This window comes from Streptomyces sp. NPDC056128 (assembly GCF_042263835.1).
GTDB lineage: Bacteria > Actinomycetota > Actinomycetes > Streptomycetales > Streptomycetaceae > Streptomyces.
On the sequence record NZ_JBHJVQ010000003.1, the window covers coordinates 503,929 to 527,014 of the forward strand.

At 72.4% G+C, this 23,086-nt stretch carries 17 protein-coding genes; 12 read left to right on the forward strand and 5 right to left on the reverse strand.

Going from position 1 to position 23,086, the window contains the following annotated elements:
* Window positions 1-2: 2 nt before the first annotated feature.
* From ACFC1X_RS10440 to ACFC1X_RS10460, 5 genes are all read right to left on the reverse strand, one after another.
* Complete coding sequence (locus ACFC1X_RS10440; protein ID WP_376350799.1) at window positions 3-968, reverse strand: glycosyltransferase family 2 protein; 966 nt, start codon at window positions 966-968, stop codon at window positions 3-5.
* A 149-nt stretch (window positions 969-1,117) separates the two neighbouring features.
* Complete coding sequence (locus tag ACFC1X_RS10445; protein WP_376350800.1) at window positions 1,118-3,451, reverse strand: polysaccharide pyruvyl transferase family protein; 2,334 nt, start codon at window positions 3,449-3,451, stop codon at window positions 1,118-1,120.
* Window positions 3,448-4,713, reverse strand: coding sequence for a hypothetical protein (locus tag ACFC1X_RS10450; RefSeq protein WP_376350803.1), 1,266 nt, complete (start codon window positions 4,711-4,713; stop codon window positions 3,448-3,450). The genes ACFC1X_RS10445 and ACFC1X_RS10450 overlap by 4 nt, the downstream gene beginning before the upstream one ends.
* A gap of 520 nt (window positions 4,714-5,233) precedes the next feature.
* The gene (locus tag ACFC1X_RS10455) at window positions 5,234-6,568 is read right to left on the reverse strand and encodes a polysialyltransferase family glycosyltransferase (RefSeq protein ID WP_376350806.1); all 1,335 of its coding nucleotides are present in this window, start codon (window positions 6,566-6,568) and stop codon (window positions 5,234-5,236) included.
* Window positions 6,565-7,539: a glycosyltransferase family 2 protein gene (locus ACFC1X_RS10460; RefSeq protein ID WP_376350808.1), complete on the reverse strand. Its 975-nt coding sequence runs from the start codon at window positions 7,537-7,539 to the stop codon at window positions 6,565-6,567. Before ACFC1X_RS10460 ends, ACFC1X_RS10455 begins: the two co-directional genes overlap by 4 nt.
* A gap of 198 nt (window positions 7,540-7,737) precedes the next feature.
* On the opposite strand from ACFC1X_RS10460, the gene ACFC1X_RS10465 reads away from it, so the two are divergent.
* The 12 genes from ACFC1X_RS10465 (at window position 7,738) to ACFC1X_RS10520 (ending at window position 23,086) form a co-directional block, all read left to right on the forward strand.
* Window positions 7,738-9,069, forward strand: a complete 1,332-nt coding sequence (locus ACFC1X_RS10465; protein WP_376350811.1) for a DUF6716 putative glycosyltransferase — start codon at window positions 7,738-7,740, stop codon at window positions 9,067-9,069.
* Window positions 9,070-9,593: 524 nt separating this feature from the next.
* Window positions 9,594-10,880, forward strand: a complete 1,287-nt coding sequence (locus tag ACFC1X_RS10470) for a cytidylyltransferase domain-containing protein (RefSeq protein WP_376350813.1) — start codon at window positions 9,594-9,596, stop codon at window positions 10,878-10,880.
* Window positions 10,881-10,892: 12 nt separating this feature from the next.
* The gene (locus tag ACFC1X_RS10475; RefSeq protein WP_376350815.1) at window positions 10,893-11,831 is read left to right on the forward strand and encodes an N-acetylneuraminate synthase family protein; all 939 of its coding nucleotides are present in this window, start codon (window positions 10,893-10,895) and stop codon (window positions 11,829-11,831) included.
* A 52-nt stretch (window positions 11,832-11,883) separates the two neighbouring features.
* Window positions 11,884-12,951 (forward strand): hypothetical protein, encoded by a 1,068-nt coding sequence (locus tag ACFC1X_RS10480; RefSeq protein ID WP_376350818.1) that lies wholly within the window; start codon window positions 11,884-11,886, stop codon window positions 12,949-12,951.
* A gap of 236 nt (window positions 12,952-13,187) precedes the next feature.
* Window positions 13,188-14,426: a M20 family metallopeptidase gene (locus tag ACFC1X_RS10485; RefSeq protein ID WP_376351049.1), complete on the forward strand. Its 1,239-nt coding sequence runs from the start codon at window positions 13,188-13,190 to the stop codon at window positions 14,424-14,426.
* 204 nt (window positions 14,427-14,630) lie between these two features.
* Window positions 14,631-15,671, forward strand: a complete 1,041-nt coding sequence (locus ACFC1X_RS10490; protein WP_376350821.1) for a BMP family protein — start codon at window positions 14,631-14,633, stop codon at window positions 15,669-15,671.
* Window positions 15,672-16,154: 483 nt separating this feature from the next.
* Window positions 16,155-17,201, forward strand: coding sequence for a BMP family protein (locus ACFC1X_RS10495; RefSeq protein ID WP_376350823.1), 1,047 nt, complete (start codon window positions 16,155-16,157; stop codon window positions 17,199-17,201).
* A gap of 237 nt (window positions 17,202-17,438) precedes the next feature.
* Window positions 17,439-18,998, forward strand: a complete 1,560-nt coding sequence (locus ACFC1X_RS10500; protein WP_376351052.1) for an ABC transporter ATP-binding protein — start codon at window positions 17,439-17,441, stop codon at window positions 18,996-18,998.
* Window positions 18,998-20,122, forward strand: a complete 1,125-nt coding sequence (locus ACFC1X_RS10505) for an ABC transporter permease (protein ID WP_376350826.1) — start codon at window positions 18,998-19,000, stop codon at window positions 20,120-20,122. Before ACFC1X_RS10500 ends, ACFC1X_RS10505 begins: the two co-directional genes overlap by 1 nt.
* Window positions 20,119-21,384 (forward strand): ABC transporter permease, encoded by a 1,266-nt coding sequence (locus ACFC1X_RS10510; RefSeq protein WP_376350829.1) that lies wholly within the window; start codon window positions 20,119-20,121, stop codon window positions 21,382-21,384. The genes ACFC1X_RS10505 and ACFC1X_RS10510 overlap by 4 nt, the downstream gene beginning before the upstream one ends.
* Complete coding sequence (locus ACFC1X_RS10515) at window positions 21,381-21,773, forward strand: cytidine deaminase (protein ID WP_125493310.1); 393 nt, start codon at window positions 21,381-21,383, stop codon at window positions 21,771-21,773. Before ACFC1X_RS10510 ends, ACFC1X_RS10515 begins: the two co-directional genes overlap by 4 nt.
* A 29-nt stretch (window positions 21,774-21,802) precedes the next feature.
* Entirely contained in the window at window positions 21,803-23,086 is a 1,284-nt protein-coding gene (locus ACFC1X_RS10520) for a thymidine phosphorylase (RefSeq protein ID WP_376350832.1), read from the forward strand.

The window sequence follows — 23,086 nt, forward strand, 5'->3', positions numbered from 1 at the left end:
GGTCAGGCAGCCTTCCGCCCGTCACGCAGGCGGCCGAGCAGCCTGCCGCGAGTCCTGTCGATGGTCCGGAGCGTCTCCTCCAGCACGTGCTGGGGCATGCGGTGCAGCGCGTCCCGCGCCTCCCGGCGCAGCCGCTGGGCCGCCGAGGACTCGTACTCGTCCACCTTGCCGAGGTGGAAGGCGATCATGGCGCAGTACGTCCGCACGGCCTTCGGCAGGAAGCGCTCGGCCTCCGGGTCCTTCAGCAGGTCCGCGAGGAGCATGTCGTAGGCCGGGATGAAGTCCAGCTGCCGGGAGTCCTTGATCTGGGTCAGTGAGGTGGCGACGCCGCGCCGGTAGAACACGCCGTGCAGACCGACGGACGCGTACGAGCGGGCCTTCAGGTGCAGGCGCCAGATCCACAACCGGTCCTCGGCGGTGCGCAGTTCGGTCGCGAAGCGCATCCCGCCGTCGGCGAAGAGGTGCCGGCGGTAGATCCCCGCCCAGACGAAGGGGTAGTCCACCATCGTCTCCATGTGCGGCGGCGCGATGCCGTCGCGCGGGTCCATCACGGTGTTGCGCACGGGCGCCGGCGGCCGCTTGATCACCCGCTCGGTGCCGGTTGCCTGCACGTGGTCGGTGCGGGCGAAGTCGCAGCCCAACTCATCGACGCTGCGCACGAGTTCGGGCAGGTAACCCGGCCCGTACCAGTCGTCGCCGTCGAGGAACGTGACGTACTCGCCCCGGGCCGCGTCGATTCCGCTGTTGCGGGCCTGCGCTATGCCCCGGTTGGTCTCGTGCCGGATCACCCGGGTGTCGGAGCGGCGCTCCGCCCAGCGGTCGATCACCCATGACGTGGCATCCGTGGAGCAGTCGTCGACGAGCAGGAACTCGAAGTCCGGGTCCGCGTTGTTGGCGAGACTTCTCAGAGTGCTCTCGGCGAAGGTCTCCACATTGTGCATGGGGACGACGACGGACAGTTTCGGCACGCGGGCCTCTCACGCTCGAAGGTCGGGGATTGGAACAGGCTAACGACGCCGCCGAATCCGCCGGTGTCCAATCGGGCGCGGAAAAGCGAACTCCGTTCGCGGTGGAAGTGAATTCTTGGTGATTCACGCCCGTGATTCATGCCCGTGATTCACGTCAGGTCGAAGACGCCCCGCAGTTCCTGGAGGTTCGACTGCGTGGTCTTCCACAGGAATTCCTGCGCGCCGTGCACGTCGGCGACCGCCGCCGCGTGGTCGTCGAGCACCGCGGACGCCCGCTCCGCGAGGCGCGGTCCCAGCTCCCGGTCGTGCACCGACAGCCCCCACTCCGGGCGCCCGATGTCCGACAGGAAGTAGGCCAGCTTCGGATGGGAGACGAGGCTCAGGATCGGGGTCCCGCAGCCGAAGGGGATCATGCCGGCGTGCCCGCGCATCCCGATCACCAGCCGCGCACGGGCGTACAGGTCGCGGATCGTGTCGTTCGCCATGGCGTAGAGCCGCTCGACGGGCAGGGCGATGCCGTGCTCCCGGCGCAGGTCGTGCACGAACCGTTCGTCGGCCGGCATGTGCGCCGCGTACCGGACGTCCGCCCGCTCCCGCAGGGCGCCGAGCGCGTGGGCCGTCTGGGCGAGGAAGTGCCCGTAGTCGTGCCCGAACCGCAGGCCTGCGCGGTCGTAGGCGCAGTTGACCAGGACGGTGTCGGAACGCTCGGCCGCCTCGAAGCGGCCCGGGAGCAGGCGCCGGGCCACCGTGGTCGGGCAGGGCTGGTAGCGGACTCGGTCGCGCAACGAGGCGGGGAGCAGTTCGCGGACCCGGTCGATGGAGCCGTGGTTGCGCAGCCCGAAGAACGCCGACCGCTCCACGAGGACGCGCAGGCTCTCGGCGAACCGGCGCCGCCGGTAGAGCTGCCCGTCGAAGACGTTGTAGCCGACCGCGAACACCGCGAGCGGCGCGGTGACGCGGGCCAGCAGGTCGTCCGGCACGTTCCACTGCCAGTGGCTGTTGCCGTTGGGGGAGGTGTCCGGGAGAAAGAGCCCGCCGCCGCCCACGACCACCCCGCGGCGCGCGTTCAGCCGCTCCAGTGCCGCCTCGTCGACCAGCCGGTGCACCGGCTGCGGGTACCAGTGGCGGGGGCCCGTGTCGGTGCCGAAGCACATGCGTACGGCCTCGGGCAGGACCTTGTCCCCGGCGTTCTCGTCGCCCTCGGCGAACAGCGCCACGTGCGCGAGCTGTTCGGAGGGGGCCGGGTCGGGGCCGCGGGTGCCGCCGGCCGCGCCGTCCGCGTTCTGGCCCTCCGTGTTCTGGCCCTCCGTGTCCGAGCCGTCCGGCCGGGTGCGGACGTACCAGGCGTGGCAGCCCGCGTCGGTGGGGTCGGCATCCAAGCCCTCGCGGGCGTAGGCGTGCGCGTCCGCCTCCCGGCCGCGGAGCCAGGCCAGCCGGGCGAGCTGCGCGAAGGCGCGCGGGGCGACGTCGGGGGAGGCAGCCGCCAGCAGCAGATGGGCCTCGGCCTCGTCGTAGCGGGACAGCGCCATCAGGCAGACGCCCAGGGTCTCGTGGCAGCGCGGCGCGTCCAGCCGGTCCGCCACGACGGGCGCGAGGACCTCGACCGCCTCGTCGTACCGGCCCTGCCCTCGGTACACGTCGGCGACCGTGCGGGCCAGGTCCAGCGAGGGGCGCGCCTTCAGCAGCGGCGGGGCGTAGTGCGCCAGCAGCTCGGGGTGCTTGCGGCCGCGCAGGGCGCGGAAGGCGGCGCGGAACTCCTCGTCGCCCAGCTCGAAACGGCGCCGCGCCTCGGCCGCGGGGCCGTACGCGGGGGCGTCGGACGGTCCCGTGAAGCGCAGGACGGCGACGTCATCGGGTACCGGCAGGTCGTCGCGCAGGCGGCGGGCGAGGAAGTCGTACCGCGCGTCGAGCGGGGTCAGGGGGTCGGCGGGCACGACGACCTCGTCGGTGGCGTCGGTGGCGTCGGTGGCGTCGGCGGCGGCGGTGGCGGCGGTGGCGGCGGTGGCGAGCCTGGCCGCCAGGGCGTCGTCCACGTCCGCGCGCTGGAGGACGAACAGCCCGTCGGGCAGCACCACCGGCCGCCGCTCCCCGTCCCGCTGTCCGGCGTGCGGCGACTGCGGTACGGCGGCCACCCCGTGGCGCATCCGCAGCAGCTCGCCGAGGTCGCCCAGGACGACCATGCCGGGGTCGAGGGCGACGACGGTGTCGTACCCCTCCAGCCGGAAGACGTCCCCGCGGCCGCCCTCCGCGCGGCGGGTGACGAGGCGCGGGTGCAGCGGCCGCAGCGCGTCGAACGTGTCGTCGGGCAGACCGGGGTGGAGGACCACGAAGTCCTCGCACACCCCCGGGTTGGTCAGCGCCAGGCTGCGTATCAGCGTGGGGAGGCGGGACAGGCCGTCCCGGTCGGTGTGGACGGCGAAGGCGATCCGGCGTCTGCCGGTGACGGTGGACCGGTCGTCCGCGGAGGCGGGGGAGTGGGTCATCGCAGGGCGATCCTCATCTTGCTGTCGTCGACGTGCGTCGCGCGGTCCATGACCCACTCGGCCTCCCTCGGCCGCAGCCGGCCGGGCAGGGTGAAGCCGATCAGGTCGAGGCGGGGGCTGGCGTCCAGGAAGTCCAGGAGCCGGAGCACGGTGAAGGCGGTGGTCGTCGCCGCCTCCCAGCCGCCCTCGCCCAGCAGGGCCGGGTCGCCGAGCGGGCGGCGCAGGGAGGCGTCGCCGACGTGCTCCTGCGCGCCGGGCGCCAGCCGGGTCCGGACGGCGCGGCGCCAGTCGGCGGCCGGGTCGCCGAACACCAGCCGGATGCCGGCCGGCCGCGTCCAGGCGGGCTCCTCCCAGGGGGCGCCGCCCCGCAGCGTGACGGCGTGCAGGCCGGTGCGCTCGCCGGTGCCCTGGGCGCGGACGCGGTAGCCGTCGCAGCGCACCACCAGGTCGTAGCGGTCGATCTCCGCGCCCAGGGTGCTCGCGGCGACGTCCCCGGCGTTCGCGACCAGGCACACCGTCCGCCCCGCGAGCAGGCCCCGCAGACCGGACACGCCGACCGGGGTGGCGCCGCCGAGCAGGGGTTCGGGTACGGCGCCCTGCTCGACGAGGCGCCGGTGACGGCCGTGCAGCTCCAGCAGGCGCCGCACTGCCGGGTCGCCGGGGCCGTGCTCGGCCAGCCGCTCCCGTACGAAGGAGGCGAACCGGGGTTCGACGACCGCGGTGGTCGTGGTGGGCTCGCGGAGCAGGCCGGCGGGGCCGGCGCCCGCCTCGGGGAAGAGCGCCACGGCCGCGTCGAGGCAGGCGCGGCGGCGGCGCAGGGTGTCCATCCTGCGGGCGACCTCGGGTGCGGGGGCGCCGCCGCCGAGGAGCGTGACGTAGCGCTCGTAGCACTGGAGCGCCTCGTCGCCGCGGCCGAGCCCGTCCAGCGCCAGGCCGCGCAGCCGCCAGGCGCCCTTGGACCGCTGCCGGATCCCGGCCGACGACTCGGCGAGCCCGAGCGCCAGACCCAGCCCGCGCTCCCCACCCGCCTCCAGCGCGCGCTCGCCGACCTGGAGCAGGGCGTCGAAGGGGTCGGCCGACGGGCTGTCCAGCGAGGCCGCGAACACGCCGATCGACCGGGTGAGCCGCACCTGCGGGCCCGTTGCCCCGTCACCCTCCCCGGCGAGATACTCACCGCACAGGCGCATGCTCCGCGCGTACAGCACCGGCCTGGCGGCGTCCTTCTGCCGTGCCTTGAACAATCCCGCCAGGGATTTCGTCATGCCTGCCACCGTTCTCCGACCGGAGCCCGAATGTGCCCCAGCCCAACGCTCCGCGGGTGGCCGGGGGACGGACACCGGGTGAACACTCACCCTCCCGGGGAGACCCGCCACCCACCGCCGCCCTGGCACGACGGGACGACGCCCGGCCGCCGGGTTGCCCCCCCCGCCCGGCCCGGCGGCCGCGCCGCCCGCCCCGCTTCGGGCCCCGGCGGTTGCCGTCACTGGCGGGTGCACCACCCCGGGCACAGCGGCGCCCGCCCGGGCCGACGGCCACCGCCGACCGGCTGCGCCGCGCGCCTGGCTGGCTCCGGGCCCCGGGGGCATACCGTGCCCGGGGGTGCTCCCCGCCCCGCACCGGTCGCGCCCGCCCGGCTCCGGGCCCCGGCGACGCCCGTCACCCGCGGGTGGGCCCGGCCAGGCACTCCGGTGCTCGCCCAGAACCGACGATCACCGCCAACCGGGCCCGCCGCGCGCCCACCCGGCCCCACGCCCCCGTGCCCGCCCTCACCAGCAGGTGCCCTCACCGCCCCAAGGACCGCCGAATCGCCCGTGCCCGCCGTACAACCCTCCGGGCCGTCGAGTTGTGTGGCAGGAAGGTCAGGCGGGACGGGATGCCGCCGGGGAGGCCCAGGGAGGTGAGGCGGCGTTTTTTGAAGTAGTGCCAGGTGTGGGGGGTCAGGTTGGTGCGGAGGTAGGCCTCGGCGGCGGGGCGCAGCTCCGGGAGGACCTTCGGCTGCATCGCGAAGCCGACGGTCCGCAGCAGCGCGGTGAGGGCGTCGGCGTCCGTGCCCGGCCGGCCCTCGGCGACCGCGGCGGCGTCGGACAGGTCCGGCAGCAGCGCGTCCACGAGGGTCGCGGGGACGCGGTTGCTGTTCTCGTACGGCGTCAGCCGGTCCAGCAGCGTCTCGGTGCCGACCCGCGCCACCGGCAGCCCGTACAGCGCGGACGCGGTGAGCAGCGCCGTGGAGAAGCAGCCGACGACCAGCGCCGGGCGGGTCCGCTGGAACAGCACCTCCGCGAGGACCGGCGTCTCCACCACGTGCAGCTCGACGCCGAGTTTCCCGGCCTCCCGCTCCAGGCTGCGGGTGAAGCGGGCCGGGGCGGTGGGGTGGGACTTGAACACCACGCGGGTGTGCCCGAGCGCCGCCGCGCCGGTCAGCATCCGCACGTGCAGGTCTTCCTCCTCCTCGGCGGAGAGCACCCCCAGCGCCGACAGGTACTGGCCCAGCAGCACCGCCGGCCGCTCCACGTCCGGCAGACCCGCGCCGGTCTCCGCCAGCTCGGCCAGCACCTTCGTGAACGCCGGGGTCGGCACGATCTCGGGCTCGACGCCGAACTCCGTCAGCAGCAGCGGCGCGAGCCCCGGCACCAGGTCCAGGTGGAGCAGCCGTTCGACGCGCGTGCCGACCAGGGGGGCCAGCTTGGTGCGGGTGGGCCCGTAGCTCATCAGCCCGTCCGCGTAGACGGTCAGCGGCGCGTCGGTGAAGATCTGCGCCACGCCGAGCGCGGGGTGCACCTGGATCGACTCCACGGCCAGCGCCACGTCGTCGTCGCCGATGCCCCAGGCCAGCCGCAGATGCCGCTCCCACATGGGTACGTCGTCCAGCCGCGGCGACCAGCCGCCGGGGTGGAAGGGGAAGATCGCCTCGTTCCACGACACCACGTCGTCGAACCGCTCGCGCAGCCGCTCGAACCCCGGCATCCGGTCGACGGACGGGGCCGTCTCCGGCGTCGCCGCGTTGTTGGAGACCAGCAGGATCCGCCGGTCGGCCGGGGCGAAGCAGCCGGTGTCCAGGGCCGCCGCGAGCGTCGCCGTGCCGTACAGCGTCGACGCCAGGAAGATCTGCGTGGTCACGCCGCCGCCCCCGTTCCTGCGCGCCGGCGCAGTCGGCGCAGCCGCGTGGCGCGCTCGGCGTCCATCGACCCGAGCGCGACGTCGAGCGCGTCCTGCGGCATCCGCCGCAGCGCCGCCGCGCTCATCTCCTTGAGTTTCCGCGCCACGGCAGGCTCGAACCTTTCGATGGAACCGAGATGGTGGGAAATGATCGCGCAGTACGTCCGCACGGCCTTGGGCAGCAGCAGCTCCGCCTCCGGGTCACCCGCCGCCCCCGCGACGACCTCGTCGAACGCGCGGATGAAGTCGAGCTGGCGGACGTCACCGATCTGGGTGAGCGAGGACGCCACCCCGCGCCGGTAGAAGGCACCGAGCAGCCCCGTCACCGCGAAGGAGTCCGCCTCCCGGTGCAGCTTCCAGATCCACGGCCGGTCCTCGGCCGTGCGCAGCCCGTCGGTGAAGTGCAGCAGACCGCGCTCGGCCAGCCGCCGGTGGTAGACGCCCGCCCACGCGTAGGCGTAGTCGACGGAGGTCGTGCGGTGAGCGGGCAGGATCGCGTCGCGCGGACGCAGCGCCACGTTGCGGCGGCCGTGCGGGACGCGGTGCAGCGTGCGGGCCCGCCCGGTGCACTGCACGTGGTCGGTGCGCACGAAGTCGACGTCCAGCCCCTCGATCGCGGCCACCAGCCGGGCACAGTGGCCGGGCGCCAGCCAGTCGTCGCCGTCCAGGAAGGTGACGTACTCGCCGCGCGCCCGGTCGATGCCGGTGTTGCGGGCGGTCGCCAGGCCGCCGTTCTTCTCGTGTATGACCAGCACCGCCCCCGGCAGCTCGCGCTCGGCACCGGCGAGGAGGTCCACGGTCCCGTCGGTCGAGCAGTCGTCGACGAGAATGAATTCGAAGTCGTCCCGCGCGTTTGCGCGCAGACTCCGCAGGGTGTCTGGTGCGTACTGCCGAACGTTGTAGAACGGCACGATGACGGAGAGCTTGGGCACGTGAGCGACGTTATGCGCCGGCCCGGCATTCGGCTTTACCGCCGCCTTGATGTGAGGTGAACGCGGCGTGGCGAAGCAGTGAAGCGAACATTTTTACGGATGCCGGGCGAGCTGATTCCCCTATCGGCGATGTGCTGTTCACCATTTGTTGGATTCCGGTTGGGCGGTTCCTAGAAATGGCTTCCTAGCGTCTACGACGTGCCAGCAAGTGCAACGAAGGCCCTGCGAGTCGCCGTCCTGGCGGACTCCGACACCCGGTGGAAATGGGGCGCGCTCACCGCGACCCGGATCTCCCCCGCGGAACCGGAGGACATCCGCCTCGACGGCTACCTCCTGCGCGGCCGAGCCACCCCCACCGCCCGCCAGCTGCGGGAGGTCGGCGTCACCGCGGACTCGCTCCGCGAGGTGACCGCCGTCGAGTTCCTGCGCGCCATGGAGGCGGCGCGGGGCGAGGAGTCCTACGACGTCCTCGTCCTCGCCCTGGTCGGCGGCGGCGTCCAGGCGATGCTGCACGGACTCGGCCGCGCCTGGCGGGACCGCGCCGACCGGCCCGTGGTCGTCACCGGCTACGTCGGCGTCGTCTACGAGAAGCTCGCCGACGGCCTGCTGCTGCGCCACGGCGCCGACCTTGTCCTCGCCAACTCCCGCCAGGACGCGGAGCGTTTCCGGTCCGTGTACGAGGGGGTCGGCGCCGACGCCGCCGCCGTGACCGAGGTGGCCCTGCCCTTCCTGGGCGGCGCGGGGTACACGGGCGAGCCCGACGGCACCGACCGCCCCTACACGGTCGTCTTCGCCGCCCAGCCCTCCGTGCCGGACAGCCGCAAGGACCGTACGTACCTCCTCGAACGGCTGATCCGGCACGCCCGCCGGCACCCCGAGCGCGAGGTACTGCTCAAGCTGCGCTCCAAGCCCGGCGAGCACACCACGCACATCGAGGAGCTGCCGTACCAGAAGCTGGTGCAGCGGGCCGGTCCGCCGCCCAACTTCCGCCTGGTCTACGGGCACATGGGCGAGGTCCTGGACCGCACCGACCTGCTGGTCACCATCAGCTCCACCGCGGCCCTGGAGTCCCTGCACCGCCGCATCCCGACGGTCGTCCTCACCGACCTGGGGGTCCGCGAGACCCTCGGCAACCACCACTTCATCGGCTCCGGCTGCCTCGCCTCCTGGGACCAGCTCGACGAGGGCCACCGCCCGGCACCCGACGCCGAGTGGGTCGCCCGGCAGGGCGTCGCGGCGGACGGCGAGTACGCGACCGCCTTCGACGAGGCCCGCGACCGCATCACCGCCCTGCACGGCGCCCTGCCCCCGCTCGCCCCGTACTACACACCGGTCACCGCCCCCGGCTACCTGCCCGGCATCCTCGCTCGCCACCACCTCGCCCCCGACGGCACCCCGCTGCCCGGCGCCCCGGCCGCCGACCGCGAACCCGGCCCCGTCCGCCAGGTCGTGCGCAGGGCGGCACGCGGCGCCTACCGCCACGGCGTCCAGCGCGTCGCCCCGGTGATCCGCCGCATGGGGGAACTGTGACCGCCCCCGCACCCCGCCCGGCTTTCGGGCCCACCCCGGCGCCCGCTGCCGTCCCGAACCCGGCCGGGCTCGCCCCGGCTTTCGGGTCCGTCCCGGCATCCGCTGCCGTCCCGAACTCGACCGGGCTCGCCCCGGCTTTCGGGTCCGTCCCGGCATCCGCTGCCGTCCCGAACTCGACCGGGCTCGCCCCGGCTTTCGGGTCCGTCCCGGTACCCGCTGCCGTCCCGAACCCGACCGGGCCCGCCCCGGGCCCCGGGCTCGCCCCGGCACCCACCGCCGCCCCGAACCCGCCCGAGCCCGCCCGGGACCCCGGGTCCGCCCCGGCGCTCGCCGCCACCTCGAACCCGATTGGGCCCACCCCGGCTTTCGGGCCCACCCCGGCAGCCACCGCCGTCCCGAACCCGCCCGGCCCCGCCCCGCGGACCGTGCCCGCCCCGGCGCCCGTCCCGGCCCCGGCGCCCGGGGCCGGCCCCACCCCCACGACCTCCACCTCCGCCCAGATCCCCGCACAAGGAGCAGACCCCATGTCCAACCCGGAAGCGGGCCAGGGCGCTTCGGTGCGCCGGGTGCTCGCGGTGATTCCCGCACGCGGTGGCTCCAAGGGAGTGCCCGCGAAGAACCTCGCCCCCGTCGGCGGCGTCCCGCTCGTGGCCCGCGCGGTGCGCGAGTGCCGGGCCGCCCGCCTGGTGACGGACGTCGTCGTCTCCACCGACGACCAGACCATCGCCGCGGCGGCCCGGGAGGCCGGCGCCGAGGTCGTGCTGCGGCCCGCCGCCATCGCGGGAGACACGGCCACCTCCGAGGCCGCCGTGCTGCACGCCATGGACGCCCACGAGGCCCTGCACGGCGCCGCCGTCGACGTGGTGCTGCTCGTGCAGTGCACCAGCCCGTTCATCGTCCGCGAGGACATCGACGGGGTGGCCGGCGCGGTCGCCGAGGCCGGCGCCGACACCGCGGTGACGGTGGCCCCGTTCCACGGCTTCGTGTGGCGCGACGGCGCGGACGAGGCCGACGCCCCCGACGGCGGCTACGGCGTCAACCACGACAAGTCGTACCGCCCCCGCCGCCAGGACCGCCCCCAGGACCTGCTGGAGACCGGCGCCGCCTACGCCATGGCCGCCCCCGGCTTCCGCAAGCACGGGCACCGCTTCTTCGGCCGCACCGAAATGGTCCGCACCGACCCGGCCCGCGTCCTGGAGATCGACGACCCGCACGACCTGGCCCGCGCCCGCGCCCTGGCACCGCACTTCGACGCCGCCCGGCCCGGCGCCCTCCCGACCGCGCACGACATCGACGCGGTCGTCCTCGACTTCGACGGCACCCAGACCGACGACCGGGTGCTGATCGACTCCGACGGACGGGAGTTCGTCTCCGTGCACCGCGGCGACGGACTCGGCATCGCGGCCCTGCGCCGCAGCGGCCTGACGATGCTGATCCTGTCCACGGAGGTGAACTCGGTCGTCGCCGCCCGCGCGCGCAAGCTCAAGCTCCCCGTGCTGCACGGCATCGACCGCAAGGACCTCGCCCTCAAGCAGTGGTGCGAGGAACAGGGCATCGCGCCCGAACGCGTGCTCTACGTCGGCAACGACGTCAACGACCTCCCGTGCTTCGCCCTCGTCGGCTGGCCCGTGGCGGTCGCCAGCGCCCACGACGCCGTACGCGGCGCGGCCCGCGCGGTGACCACCGTCCCCGGCGGCGACGGCGCCATCCGGGAGATCGCGAGCTGGCTCCTCGGCCCCTCGCTCGACGCCCTCGACTCCCACGGCACCCCCGACTCCCTCGAATCCCCCACGATCACCCAGCCCAAGTAAGGAACCGCTGCCATGAGCACCAACTCCCGCATCCGCACCTTCGGTACCCGCGAGGCCGGCCCCGGCCGCCCCGTCTACGTCACCGGTGAGATCGGCATCAACCACAACGGCGAGCTGGAGAACGCCTTCAAGCTGATCGACGCCGCCGCCGAGGCCGGCTGCGACGCCGTCAAGTTCCAGAAGCGCACTCCCGAGATCTGCACCCCGCGCGACCAGTGGGACATCGAGCGGGACACCCCCTGGGGCCGGATGACGTACATCGACTACCGCCACCGCGTGGAGTTCGGCGAGGACGAGTACCGCCAGATCGACGAGTACTGCAAGACCAAGAACATCGCCTGGTTCGCCTCCCCGTGGGACACCGAGGCCGTCGCCTTCCTGGAGAAGTTCGACGTCCCCGCCCACAAGGTCGCCTCCGCCTCGCTGACCGACGACGAGCTGCTGCGCGCCCTGCGCGCCACCGGCCGCACCGTCATCCTCTCCACCGGCATGTCCACCCCGAAGCAGATCCGCCACGCGGTCGAGGTCCTGGGCAGCGACAACATCCTCATGTGCCACGCCACGTCGACGTACCCGGCGCAGGCCGAGGAGCTGAACCTCCGCGTCATCCACACCCTCCAGCAGGAGTACCCGAACGTCCCGATCGGCTACTCCGGCCACGAGACCGGCCTGCAGACCACGCTCGCCGCCGTCGCCCTCGGCGCCGCCTTCGTCGAGCGCCACATCACCCTCGACCGCGCCATGTGGGGCTCCGACCAGGCCGCCTCCGTCGAGCCGCAGGGCCTGACCCGCCTGGTGCGCGACATCCGCACCATCGAGGCCTCCCTCGGCGACGGCGTCAAGAAGGTCTACGAGTCCGAGCTGGGCCCGATGAAGAAGCTGCGCCGCGTCACCGGTGTCGTCGCCGAGGCGGAGATCGCCGACGCCGCGGGCGAGCCCGTCACCGTCTGACACCAGGCCCCACCACCCCACAAGGCCCTCACCACGGGACGGTCGTACGCCGATGAGCCCCCGCGCCGGGAATGCCGGCCCCCGCACTCTCGCCTTCGTCGAGAGCCCGGTACAACTGCTGAACGTGCTGGAGTGGGCGCACACCCGCGCACCCGGCGCGGAGCTCACCCTCGTGGTGCTGTCCCCCGTGGACCCGATGACCCGCGGTCAGCTGCGCCGCATGGCGGAACTGGCCCGCAAGGAGGGCCACGCGATCCGCTGGGAGGAGGCCCGGGGCGGTGCCACGGCACCCTTCCGCACGGTGGGCGGCCTCACCACCGCCCTGCGCCAGGCCGAACGGGTCGTGATGGGCGACCCCTTCTCCCGCTACGTCCAACTGCTCCTGACCATCACCCGCGCCCACGACCTCGTCGTCGTCGACGACGGCACGGCCACCATGGAGTTCGTCACCCAGCTCGCCCAGGGCGAACGCCTGGTGCGCTGGCACCGCAAGGGCAGCCGCCCCGGCCCGCGCGACCTGCTCTTCGCCCCGGTCTCCCGGTCCGCCCGCCACCGCCTCACCCCGACCCCGGACCGCCAGGTCTCGGTCTTCTCCTCCATGCCCATCGAGGACGTCCCGGACGGCGTCACCGTCACCGCGAACGACTTCGCCTGGACCCGCGCCCGCTTCGGCCCGCCGCGCATCACCAAGGGCGCCGACATGGTCGGCACCTCCCTGGTCGAGACCGGTGTCGTCGAGGCCGACCGCTACCTGGACGCCGTACGCGGCCTGGCGAGGACGCACGGGGCGGCCCGCTACTTCGCCCACCGCCGCGAGAGCGCCGAGAAGCTGCACCGGCTGGCCGTGGAGACGGGCCTGCAGATCGTCCGCCCCGACCTTCCCCTGGAGCTGATCGCCCGCCGCGGCCCGATCGGCCGAACGGTCCTGAGTTTCCCCTCCACCGTCGTCCACACCCTGCCGCTGGCCCTGGCCGGCACCGAGGTCCGCGTCGCGGTCTGCGACATCGACCCCGCCTGGCTCACCCAGCACGCCTCACCGCGGGCGCGGGGCTTCCTGTCCGGGGTCACGGGCTCGGCCCCGGACGTCCACCGGCTGTCGGCGGTGGCGCACGCGGTCTAGGTCATCTCACGTGGACGGTCCAGCGTGGCTCAGCCGTACCGTGGTATGCGTGAGAGGAGCAAGTAAACAAGGAAGACGGAGCCGGGTGCCGAGGCCAGAAGCGGGTGAGTGTACCCACCCCCGTTGAGAGCCATGCGCCGAGCGGCCAACTTTCTTCGCCTAACGGGCTGAAATTTTGTTGATCGTGGGACAGTTGACCACCCCGGCGTCCTACCCTTCAGAGGGTGAAGCAACTGATGTCCCGTGAGACCGAGGCCGATCCGTCAGGGGAAGCGCAACTTCCCGGTGCGTTGCCGGAGGCGTTGCGCGCAGAACTCGTGGCCTTCCGCCGCGACCTGCACATGCACCCCGAGCTGGGCAACCAGGAGTTCCGCACCACCGCCGCGATCAAGGAACGGCTCGAACGGGCCGGCCTCAAGCCGCGCGTGCTTCCGGTCGGAACCGGGCTCGTCTGCGACATCGGCACCAACACCGACTCGGGACAGTGGGCCGGCGGGCCGCGCATGCTCGCCCTGCGGGCCGACATCGACGCCCTGCCCATCCCGGACACCAAGAGCGACTGCGCGTACCACTCGCGGGTGCCGGACCGCGCCCACGCCTGCGGCCACGACGTGCACACCACCGTCGTCCTCGGCACCGGACTGGTCCTCGCCGCGCTGCACGAGCGGGGTCTGCTGCCCCGGCCGGTGCGGCTGGTCTTCCAGCCCGCGGAGGAGGTGCTGCCCGGCGGCGCCGCCGACGCGATCGAGGGCGGCGCGCTCGACGGGGTGCGCCGGATCCTGGCCGTGCACTGCGACCCCCGGGTGGACGCCGGGCGGATCGGACTGCGGGTGGGGCCCATCACCTCCGCCTGCGACCGGCTGGAGATCGCCCTCAACGGACCCGGCGGCCACACCGCCCGCCCGCATCTGACCACCGACCTGGTCACCGCCGCCGCGCGGGTGGTCACCGACGTGCCCTCGCTCGTCGCCCGCCGCGTGGACAGCCGCAGCGGCCTCGCCCTGACCTGGGGCCGGGTCGAGTCCGGCCACGCCCCGAACGTCATCCCGCAGCACGCCGAACTCGCCGGGACGGTCCGCTGCCTCGACCTCGACGCCTGGCGCCAGGCCCCCGACCTGGTGGTGGGCGCCATCGACGAGATCGCCAACCTCTACCGGGCGAAGTCCGAGATCACCTACGTACGGGGAGTGCCGCCGGTCGTCAACGAGGTGACCAGCGTCGAACTCCTCCAGACCGCCATGATCGCCCGGCTCGGCACGGACTCCGTGGAGAGCACCGAGCAGAGCCTCGGCGGCGAGGACTTCTCCTGGTACCTGGAGCACGTGCCCGGCGCCATGGCCCGCCTCGGCGTCCGCCCGCCCGGCGAGCGCACCGTCCGCGACCTGCACCAGGGCGACTTCGACGTGGACGAGAGCGCCATCACCGTCGGCGTGGAGATGTTCACCGCGGCGGCGCTCATCGACGCCGTCAACTGAGCGGCACGGCTCCGCCGAGCCCGTCGCGGTCGCGGCCGTGGCGGGCCGGGGGCAGCCCGACGCGGTCGTTCACAAGGTCGTAACCGGCCAGCGGCACGAATGGGTAACGGCCATGCGGAACCCCGTTCCCAGGAGTTTCTACGCGCGTTAATCTGCGCCGAACCGAGCGCCCGCTGCGGGGCTTTGGAGAATGGGGAACTTCAGATGCGTCGGATATCGAGACTGACCCGCGTCGCGGTGGGGGCCGCGTCGCTCGCACTCGCCGCCACGGCCTGCGGAGGCACCAGCAGCGACAGCGGCGACGGCAAGGACGACAAGGGCCTCGCCATCGCGTACGACATCGGCGGCAAGGGCGACCAGTCCTTCAACGACGCCGCGTACGCCGGTCTGGAGCGGGCGAAGAAGGAGTTCGGCTACAAGACCGCCGACATCGAGCCCACCGACGGTGAGACGGACGCCGACAAGGAACAGCGGCTGACCTCCCTGGCCAAGCAGGGCTACAACCCCGTCATCGGCGTCGGCTTCGCCTACGGCCCGGCGATGAAGGCGGTCGCCTCGAAGTACCCGGACACCACCTTCGGCATCGTCGACTCGGTGGTCGAGGGCAAGAACGTGGCGTCCCTCGTCTTCGCCGAGAACGAGGCCTCGTACCTCGCCGGTGTCGCCGCCGCCAAGGCCACCAAGTCCAAGACGGTCGGTTTCGTGGGCGGCGTGGACATCCCGCTGATCCACAAGTTCGAGGCCGGCTACAAGCAGGGCGTCCAGGACACCGACCCCAAGATCAAGGTCATCTCGCAGTACCTGACGCAGACCGCCGAGGAGGGCGGCTTCTCCAGCCCGGACAAGGGCCGCGCGGCCGCCGAGGGCCAGATCGAGAAGAAGGCCGACGTCGTCTACCAGGCGGCCGGTCTGTCCGGGCAGGGCGTGATCGAGGCGGCCGCCAAGGCGAAGGTCTGGGCGATCGGCGTCGACTCGGACCAGTACGAGCAGGAGGCCCTCGCGGCCTACAAGGACTACATCCTGACCTCCGCCCTCAAGGACATCGACGGCGCGGTCTTCGCCCTGGCCAAGTCGGTCGAGGACGGCAAGCCGCTGACCGGCACCCACACCTTCGACCTGAAGTCGGACGGGGTGGGCCTGTCCGACAGCAACCCGAAGTTCGCCGAGGTCCCGGGCGCCAAGGACGCCGTGGCCAAGGCCAAGGAGGGCATCATCAGCGGCTCGATCAAGGTGAAGACCGAGTAGCAGGGGCCGGCACGGCACCCAGGGCCTGTCTGACCATTCCCTCCCCCAGCCTCCGGCCGGGAGGTGCCCCCAGCCTCGCGACGCCATGCACGCACTCTCACCGCACCGGGCGCAGAGCCAAGTACGTCCAGTACGAGGCTCTACGCCCGGCACGGCGAGAGCACGCACCTGACGCCGCGAGGCCGCCCTCCGGGCGACGACGGGAATGGTCAGACAGGCCCTAGTGAAGCGGGCGGGCGCCCCGGGCGCCCGCCCGCTTCGGCATGCCCCGAAACGGGCTCCCGGCACCGCCCGCGGCGTCACCCTCCGCCACCCTCCGTTTGCGTCCGGCAAGACTTCCCGCCCCTGCGGGCCCCCTAGCTCACGGGCGGATAACAAGGTGGACAGAAGGGGTTTTCAGGCAGGTCTACGCGCGTTAATCTGCGGCGAAACCCGCGCCGTAGCCGAACCGTCCCCGGCGCTTGTACGACAGGAGCACCAGACATGCGCCGGATTTCCCGGATCACGGTCGCAGGCGCAGCGACCGCCTCCCTGGCCCTCGCGCTCTCCGCCTGCGGTGGTACCTCGACCTCCTCCGGGTCGGGTTCCGACGGCGACAAGGGCCTCGCCATCGCCTACGACGTCGGCGGCAAGGGCGACCAGTCCTTCAACGACGCCGCGTACGCCGGTCTGGAGCGGGCGAAGAAGGAGTTCGGCTACGAGACCGCCGACGTCGAGCCCACCGACGGCGAGACCGACGCCGACAAGGAGCAGCGCTTGGTCTCCCTGGCCAAGCAGGGCTACAACCCGGTCGTCGGTGTCGGCTACGCGTACGCCGCCGCGCTGAAGAGCGCCGCCGAGAAGTACCCGGACACCACCTTCGGCATCGTGGACGACGCCACGATCAAGTCGAAGAACGTGGCGGACCTGGTCTTCAACGAGGAGCAGGCCTCCTACCTCGCCGGTGTCGCCGCGGCCAAGAGCACCAAGACCGACACGGTCGGCTTCGTGGGCGGCGTGGACATCCCGCTGATCCACAAGTTCCAGGCCGGCTTCGCGCAGGGCGTCAAGGACACCGACCCGAAGGTCAAGGTCCTCTCCCAGTACCTCACGCAGACCGCGGAGGAGGGCGGCTTCTCCAGCCCCGACAAGGGCAAGACCGCCGCCGAGGGCCAGATCGAGAAGAAGGCCGACGTGGTCTACGCGGCCGCCGGTCTCTCCGGCCAGGGCGTGATCGAGGCCGCCGCAGCCAACAAGGTCTGGGCGATCGGCGTCGACTCCGACCAGTACAAGCAGGAAGCCCTCGCGAAGTACAAGGACTACATCCTTACTTCGGCCACGAAGGACGTCGCCAAGGCCGTGTACAACCTCTCGAAGTCGGTCGAGGACGGCAAGCCGGAGACCGGTATCGTTCGGGGCGATCTGAAGTCCGGCGAGGTCGGTCTCTCGGACTCCAACCCGAAGTTCGCGGACGACGCCGAGCTCCAGGCAGCCATCAAGACGGCCAAGGAGAAGATCATCAGCGGCGAGATCAAGGTCAAGAGCAGCTGAGTACCGAGCAGCTGAGCAGCAATACCTCGAACAGCGTGTAACCGCGCCGGTCGCACCGCTCGGCGGGGTACGCGGAGGACGCCGATGGCCCCCTCCGCGTACCCCGTCGTGTCGATGTGCCGCCGCCGCTTTTAGATGCCGTAGGGGCGCTACGCGCGTAGACGGCCCCCGTCCCCAGGAGTGTGCGCCATCAACGCGTCCAGCAGCCCTCCGGCCGGAGCGGCGGTCAACGAACCGGTGACCGCCGTCGAACTCGCCGGGATCACCAAGCGTTTCCCCGGCGTCGTGGCCAACCACGACATCCACCTCACCGTCCACAAGGGCACCGTGCACGCCCTCGTCGGCGAGAACGGCGCCGGCAAGTCGACGCTGATGAAGATCCTCTACGGCATGCAGAAGCCGGACGAGGGCACCATCGCGGTCGACGGCGAGAAGGTGGCCTTCTCCTCGCCCGCCGACGCCATCGCCCGCGGCATCGGCATGGTCCACCAGCACTTCATGCTCGCCGACAACCTCACGGTCCTGGAGAACGTGGTCCTCGGCAGCGAGAAGCTGTACGGCATCGGCGCCAAGGCCCGCCGGAAGATCAAGGAGATCTCCGAGCGGTACGGCCTCGGCGTCAAGCCCGACCTCCTGGTCGAGGAGCTGGGCGTCGCCGCCCGGCAGCGCGTGGAGATCCTCAAGGTCCTCTACCGCGGCGCCCGCACGCTGATCCTCGACGAGCCGACCGCCGTGCTCGTGCCGCAGGAGGTGGACGCCCTCTTCGACAACCTGCGCGGGCTGAAGGCCGAGGGCCTGTCCGTCATCTTCATCTCCCACAAGCTGGGCGAGGTCCTGTCGGTCGCCGACGAGATCACCGTCATCCGCCGGGGCACCACGGTCGGCACCGCCGTCCCCGCCGAGACCACCCCGCGCCAGCTCGCCGAGCTGATGGTCGGCAGCGAACTGCCCACCCCGGAGACCGCCGAGTCCACGGTCACCGACCGCCCGGTCCTCACCGTCGACGCGCTGCGCCTGGCGGCCCCGGGCGGCAAGGCCCTGCTGGACGACATCTCCTTCACCATCCACGCCGGTGAAGTGCTGGGCATCGCAGGCGTCGAGGGCAACGGCCAGACCGAACTGGTCGACGCGCTCATCGGCCTGCGCCACGCCGACTCCGGCAGCATTCGCTTCCTCGACGCGGACATCACCGCGCTGCCCACCCGCAAGCGCCGCGAGCAGGGCGTCGGTTACATCCCCGAGGACCGCCACCGCCACGGCCTGCTCCTGGAAGCGCCCCTCTGGGAGAACCGCATCCTCGGCCACGTCACCGAGAAGCCCAACAGCAAGGGCGTCTGGCTGGACCCGAAGGGCTCCCAGGAGGACACCCGCCGCATCGTCGAGACGTACGACGTCCGCACCCCCGGCATCGACGTCACCGCCGCCTCGCTCTCCGGCGGCAACCAGCAGAAGCTGATCGTCGGCCGCGAGATGAGCCACAAGCCGCGCTTCCTGATCGCCGCCCACCCCACCCGCGGTGTGGACGTCGGCGCCCAGGCCGCGATCTGGGACCACATCCGGGAGGCCCGCCGCGAGGGACTCGCCGTCCTGCTGATCTCCGCCGACCTGGACGAGCTGATCGGCCTGTCCGACACCCTCCGGGTGATCTACGACGGCCGGCTCGTCGCGGACGCCGACCCCGCCTCCATCACGCCCGAGGAGCTGGGCTCGGCGATGACCGGCGCCGCGAGCGGCCACCTGGAACACGAAGAGACGCCGGCCGACGACGGTCCGGGTGCGGAAGACGAGGCCCGCTGATGAAGAAGTTCGACAAGGAGCGCGTGCTCCTCGCGGTGGCCGGACCGGTCATCGCGCTCGCCGTGGCCTTCGTGCTCAGCGCGATCGTCCTGATCGCCTCGGGCAAGAACCCGGTCGAACCGTTCGCCCTGATGTTCGAGCAGGCCGGATTCTCCGACATCCAGGTCCTGATCATCAACCAGGCGTCGATGTACTACATCGCCGCCCTGGCGGTCGCCATCGGCTTCCGGATGAACCTGTTCAACATCGGCGTCGACGGCCAGTACCAGCTCGCCGCCATGATGGCCGCGATCGTCGGCGCGCACGCCAACCTGCCGGCGTTCCTCCAGATCCCGCTGCTGCTCCTGACCGCCGTGTGCACCGGCGCCTTCTGGTCCGGCATCGCCGGTGTCCTCAAGGTCACCCGCGGCGTCAGCGAGGTCGTCGCGACGATCATGCTGAACGCCATCGCCACCTCCGTCATCGGCTACCTGTGGCTGCCGGACGTCTTCGGCGTCAAGATCGGCAACAACAACACCACCGGCGAGATGCACGAGTCCGGCTGGGTCCCCGGCATCGACATGGGCGCGGCCGGCGAGATCTACGGCCTGGTCATCCTCGCCGTGCTCCTCGGCATCGCCTACTGGGTGGTCCTCAACCGCACCCGCTTCGGCTTCGACCTGCGCGCCTCCGGCGCCTCCGAGTCCGCCGCCGCGGCCAGCGGCGTCGACCCCAAGCGCATGGTGCTCACCGCGATGCTCCTCTCCGGCGGCCTCGCCGGTCTCGCGGGCCTCCCGATCCTGCTCGGCGACACGCACACCTACAGCCTCAACTTCCCCACCGGCATCGGCTTCCTCGGCATCGGCATCGCCCTGCTCGGCCGCAACAGCCCGGTCGGCATCGCCTTCGCCGCCCTGCTGTGGGCCTGGCTCGACAAGGCCTCGCCCGAACTGGACTTCCACGGCTACGACAAGGAGATCGCGGTCATCATGCAGGGCCTGATCGTCCTCTCGGTCGTCGTCTCCTACGAGGCCGTCCGCGAGTGGGGTCTGCGCCGCCAGCAGCGCCGGGTCGGCGCCGAGCTGGCCGCCGGACACGTCCTCGGCGCCACCGACAACACCAAGAAGGAGGTGGCTGGCCGATGACCACCGCAACCGACCTCAACCAGCCCACGCTGGAGCACGGGGCGCCGGCCGGCCGCCGGATCTCGCTGGGGGTCCTGATGCTGGTCATCGCCGGCGCCCTGGCGCTGACCTCCATCGTCCGCCTCATCACCGGCGCCAACGGCATCACCAACGTCAGCCAGATGTCCACCGCGCTCCAGCTCGCCGTGCCGATCGGCCTCGCCGGTCTCGGCGGCCTGTGGGCCGAGCGCGCGGGCGTGATCAACATCGGCCTCGAAGGCATGATGATCCTCGGCACCTGGTTCGGTGCCTGGGCCGGCTTCCAGTGGGGCCCGTGGACCGGCGTCCTGGTCGGCATCATCGGCGGCGCGCTCGGCGGCCTGCTGCACGCCATCGTGACGATCACCTTCAACGTCAACCACATCGTCTCCGGCGTGGCCATCAACATCCTCGCCCTCGGCGCCACCCGCTACCTCGCCCCGCTGGCCTTCGAGGGCCACCAGGGCGGCTCGGCCAAGCAGTCCCCGCCGGTCGACTCCCTCGGCCACTTCACGGTGCCGGGCCTCTCCGACGGGCTGGTGAGCCTGAACGACCAGCACTGGTTCCTGATCTCGGACCTCGCGGGCCTGCTCGGCGGTCTGGTCACGAACGTCTCCTGGCTCACCCTGATCGCCGTCGCGCTGATCCCCGCCACCTGGTACATCCTGTGGCGCACCCCGTTCGGCCTGCGCCTGCGCTCCTGCGGCGAGAACCCGATCGCGGCCGAGTCGCTCGGCGTCAACGTCTACAAGTACAAGTACCTGGCCGTGATCATCTCCGGCGGCCTGGCCGGCCTCGGCGGCGTCTTCCTCTCCATCGTGGCCAACCCCTTCTACCTGGAGGGCCAGACCAGCGGCCGCGGCTACATCGGCCTCGCGGCGATGATCTTCGGCAACTGGATGCCGGGCGGACTCGCCATCGGCGCCGGGCTGTTCGGCTACACCGACAGCCTCAACCTGCGCGGCGGCTCCGCCAACGTGCACGCCCTGCTGCTGCTCGGCGCGCTGTTGCTGGTGGCGGGCGCCATCTGGCTCGCGATCCGCAAGAAGTACGTCAAGGCCGCGATCACCGTGCTCGTCGGCGCCCTGGTCTTCGCCTGGTACGCCGGCACCGACGACGTCCCCAACCAGGTCGTCTCCGCCACGCCGTACGTCGTCACCCTCGTCGTCCTCGCGCTCTCCGCCCAGCGGTTGCGGATGCCCAGGGCCAACGGCAGGTCGTACCGGAAGGGACAGGGCAAGTGACGGCCGTCGACTGGGACGGACTGCGCGCGGCCGCCCGGGACGCCATGTCCCGGGCGTACGCCCCGTACTCCGGGTACGCCGTCGGCGCCGCCGCCCTGGTCGACGACGGCCGCACGGTGACCGGCTGCAACGTGGAGAACGCCAGCTACGGCATCAGCCTGTGCGCCGAGTGCGGGCTCGTCTCCCAGCTCCGGCTGACCGGCGGCGGCCGGCTGACGCATTTCGTCTGCGTCGACGGCGAGGGCGCGGTCCTCGTCCCGTGCGGCCGCTGCCGCCAGCTGCTCCACGAGTTCGGCGGCCCGGAGCTGCTCCTGGACACCCCGGCGGGGATCGTCCCCCTCGCGCAGATGCTCCCGCAGGCCTTCGGCCCGGACCACCTCACCAAGTAACTCCCGCAATCCCGTTAGGAAAGCCATACATGGGCATGGACGTCATCTCCGTCATCCGCACCAAGCGGGACCGCGGCGAACTCAGCGGCGAGCAGATCGACTGGGTCATCGACGCCTACACGCGCGGCGAGGTGGCCGACGAGCAGATGTCGTCGCTGGCGATGGCGATCCTGCTCAACGGCATGAACCGCGGTGAGATCGCCCGCTGGACGGCCGCGATGATCGCCTCCGGCGAGCGGATGGAGTTCTCGTCCCTGTCCCGTCCCACCGCCGACAAGCACTCCACGGGCGGCGTCGGCGACAAGATCACGCTGCCGCTGGCGCCCCTGGTGGCGGCGTGCGGCGCGGCCGTCCCGCAGCTCTCCGGCCGGGGCCTCGGCCACACCGGCGGCACCCTGGACAAGCTGGAGTCGATCCCGGGCTGGCGCGCGCTGCTGTCCAACGAGGAGATGCTGAACGTCCTGGACACCACCGGCGCGGTGATCTGCGCGGCGGGTGACGGCCTCGCCCCCGCCGACAAGAAGCTGTACGCCCTCCGCGACGTCACCGGCACGGTGGAGGCGATCCCGCTCATCGCCTCCTCCATCATGTCCAAGAAGATCGCCGAGGGTACGGGCTCCCTTGTCCTGGACGTCAAGGTGGGCTCGGGCGCCTTCATGAAGACGATCGAGGACGCGCGCGAACTGGCGTCCACGATGGTCGGCCTCGGCACCGACCACGGCGTGAAGACGGTCGCGCTGCTCACGGACATGGCGACCCCGCTCGGCCTCACCGCGGGCAACGCCCTGGAGGTCCGCGAGTCGGTCGAGGTCCTGGCCGGCGGCGGCCCCGCCGACGTGGTGGAGCTGACCCTCGCCCTGGCCCGCGAGATGCTCGACGCGGCGGGCCTGCCGGACGCCGACCCGGCGAAGGCGCTGGCCGACGGCTCCGCGATGGACGTCTGGCGGCGCATGATCGCGGCCCAGGGCGGCGACCCGGACGCGGCCCTGCCCACGTCGAAGGAGCAGCACGTGGTGAAGGCCGCCTCCTCGGGCGTCCTGACCCGCCTCGACGCCTACGACATCGGCGTCGCCGCCTGGCGCCTCGGCGCGGGCCGCGCCCGCAAGGAGGACCCGGTGCAGGCCGCCGCCGGCGTCGAACTCCACGCCCGGCCCGGCGACACCGTCACGGCCGGCCAGCCCCTCCTCACCCTCCACACCGACACCCCGGACCGCTTCGAGTACGCCCTCGCGGCGATCGAGGACTCCTACGACGTCGCCCCGACGGGCACGGACTTCACGGCGTCGCCGGTGGTGCTGGAGCGCATCGCCTGA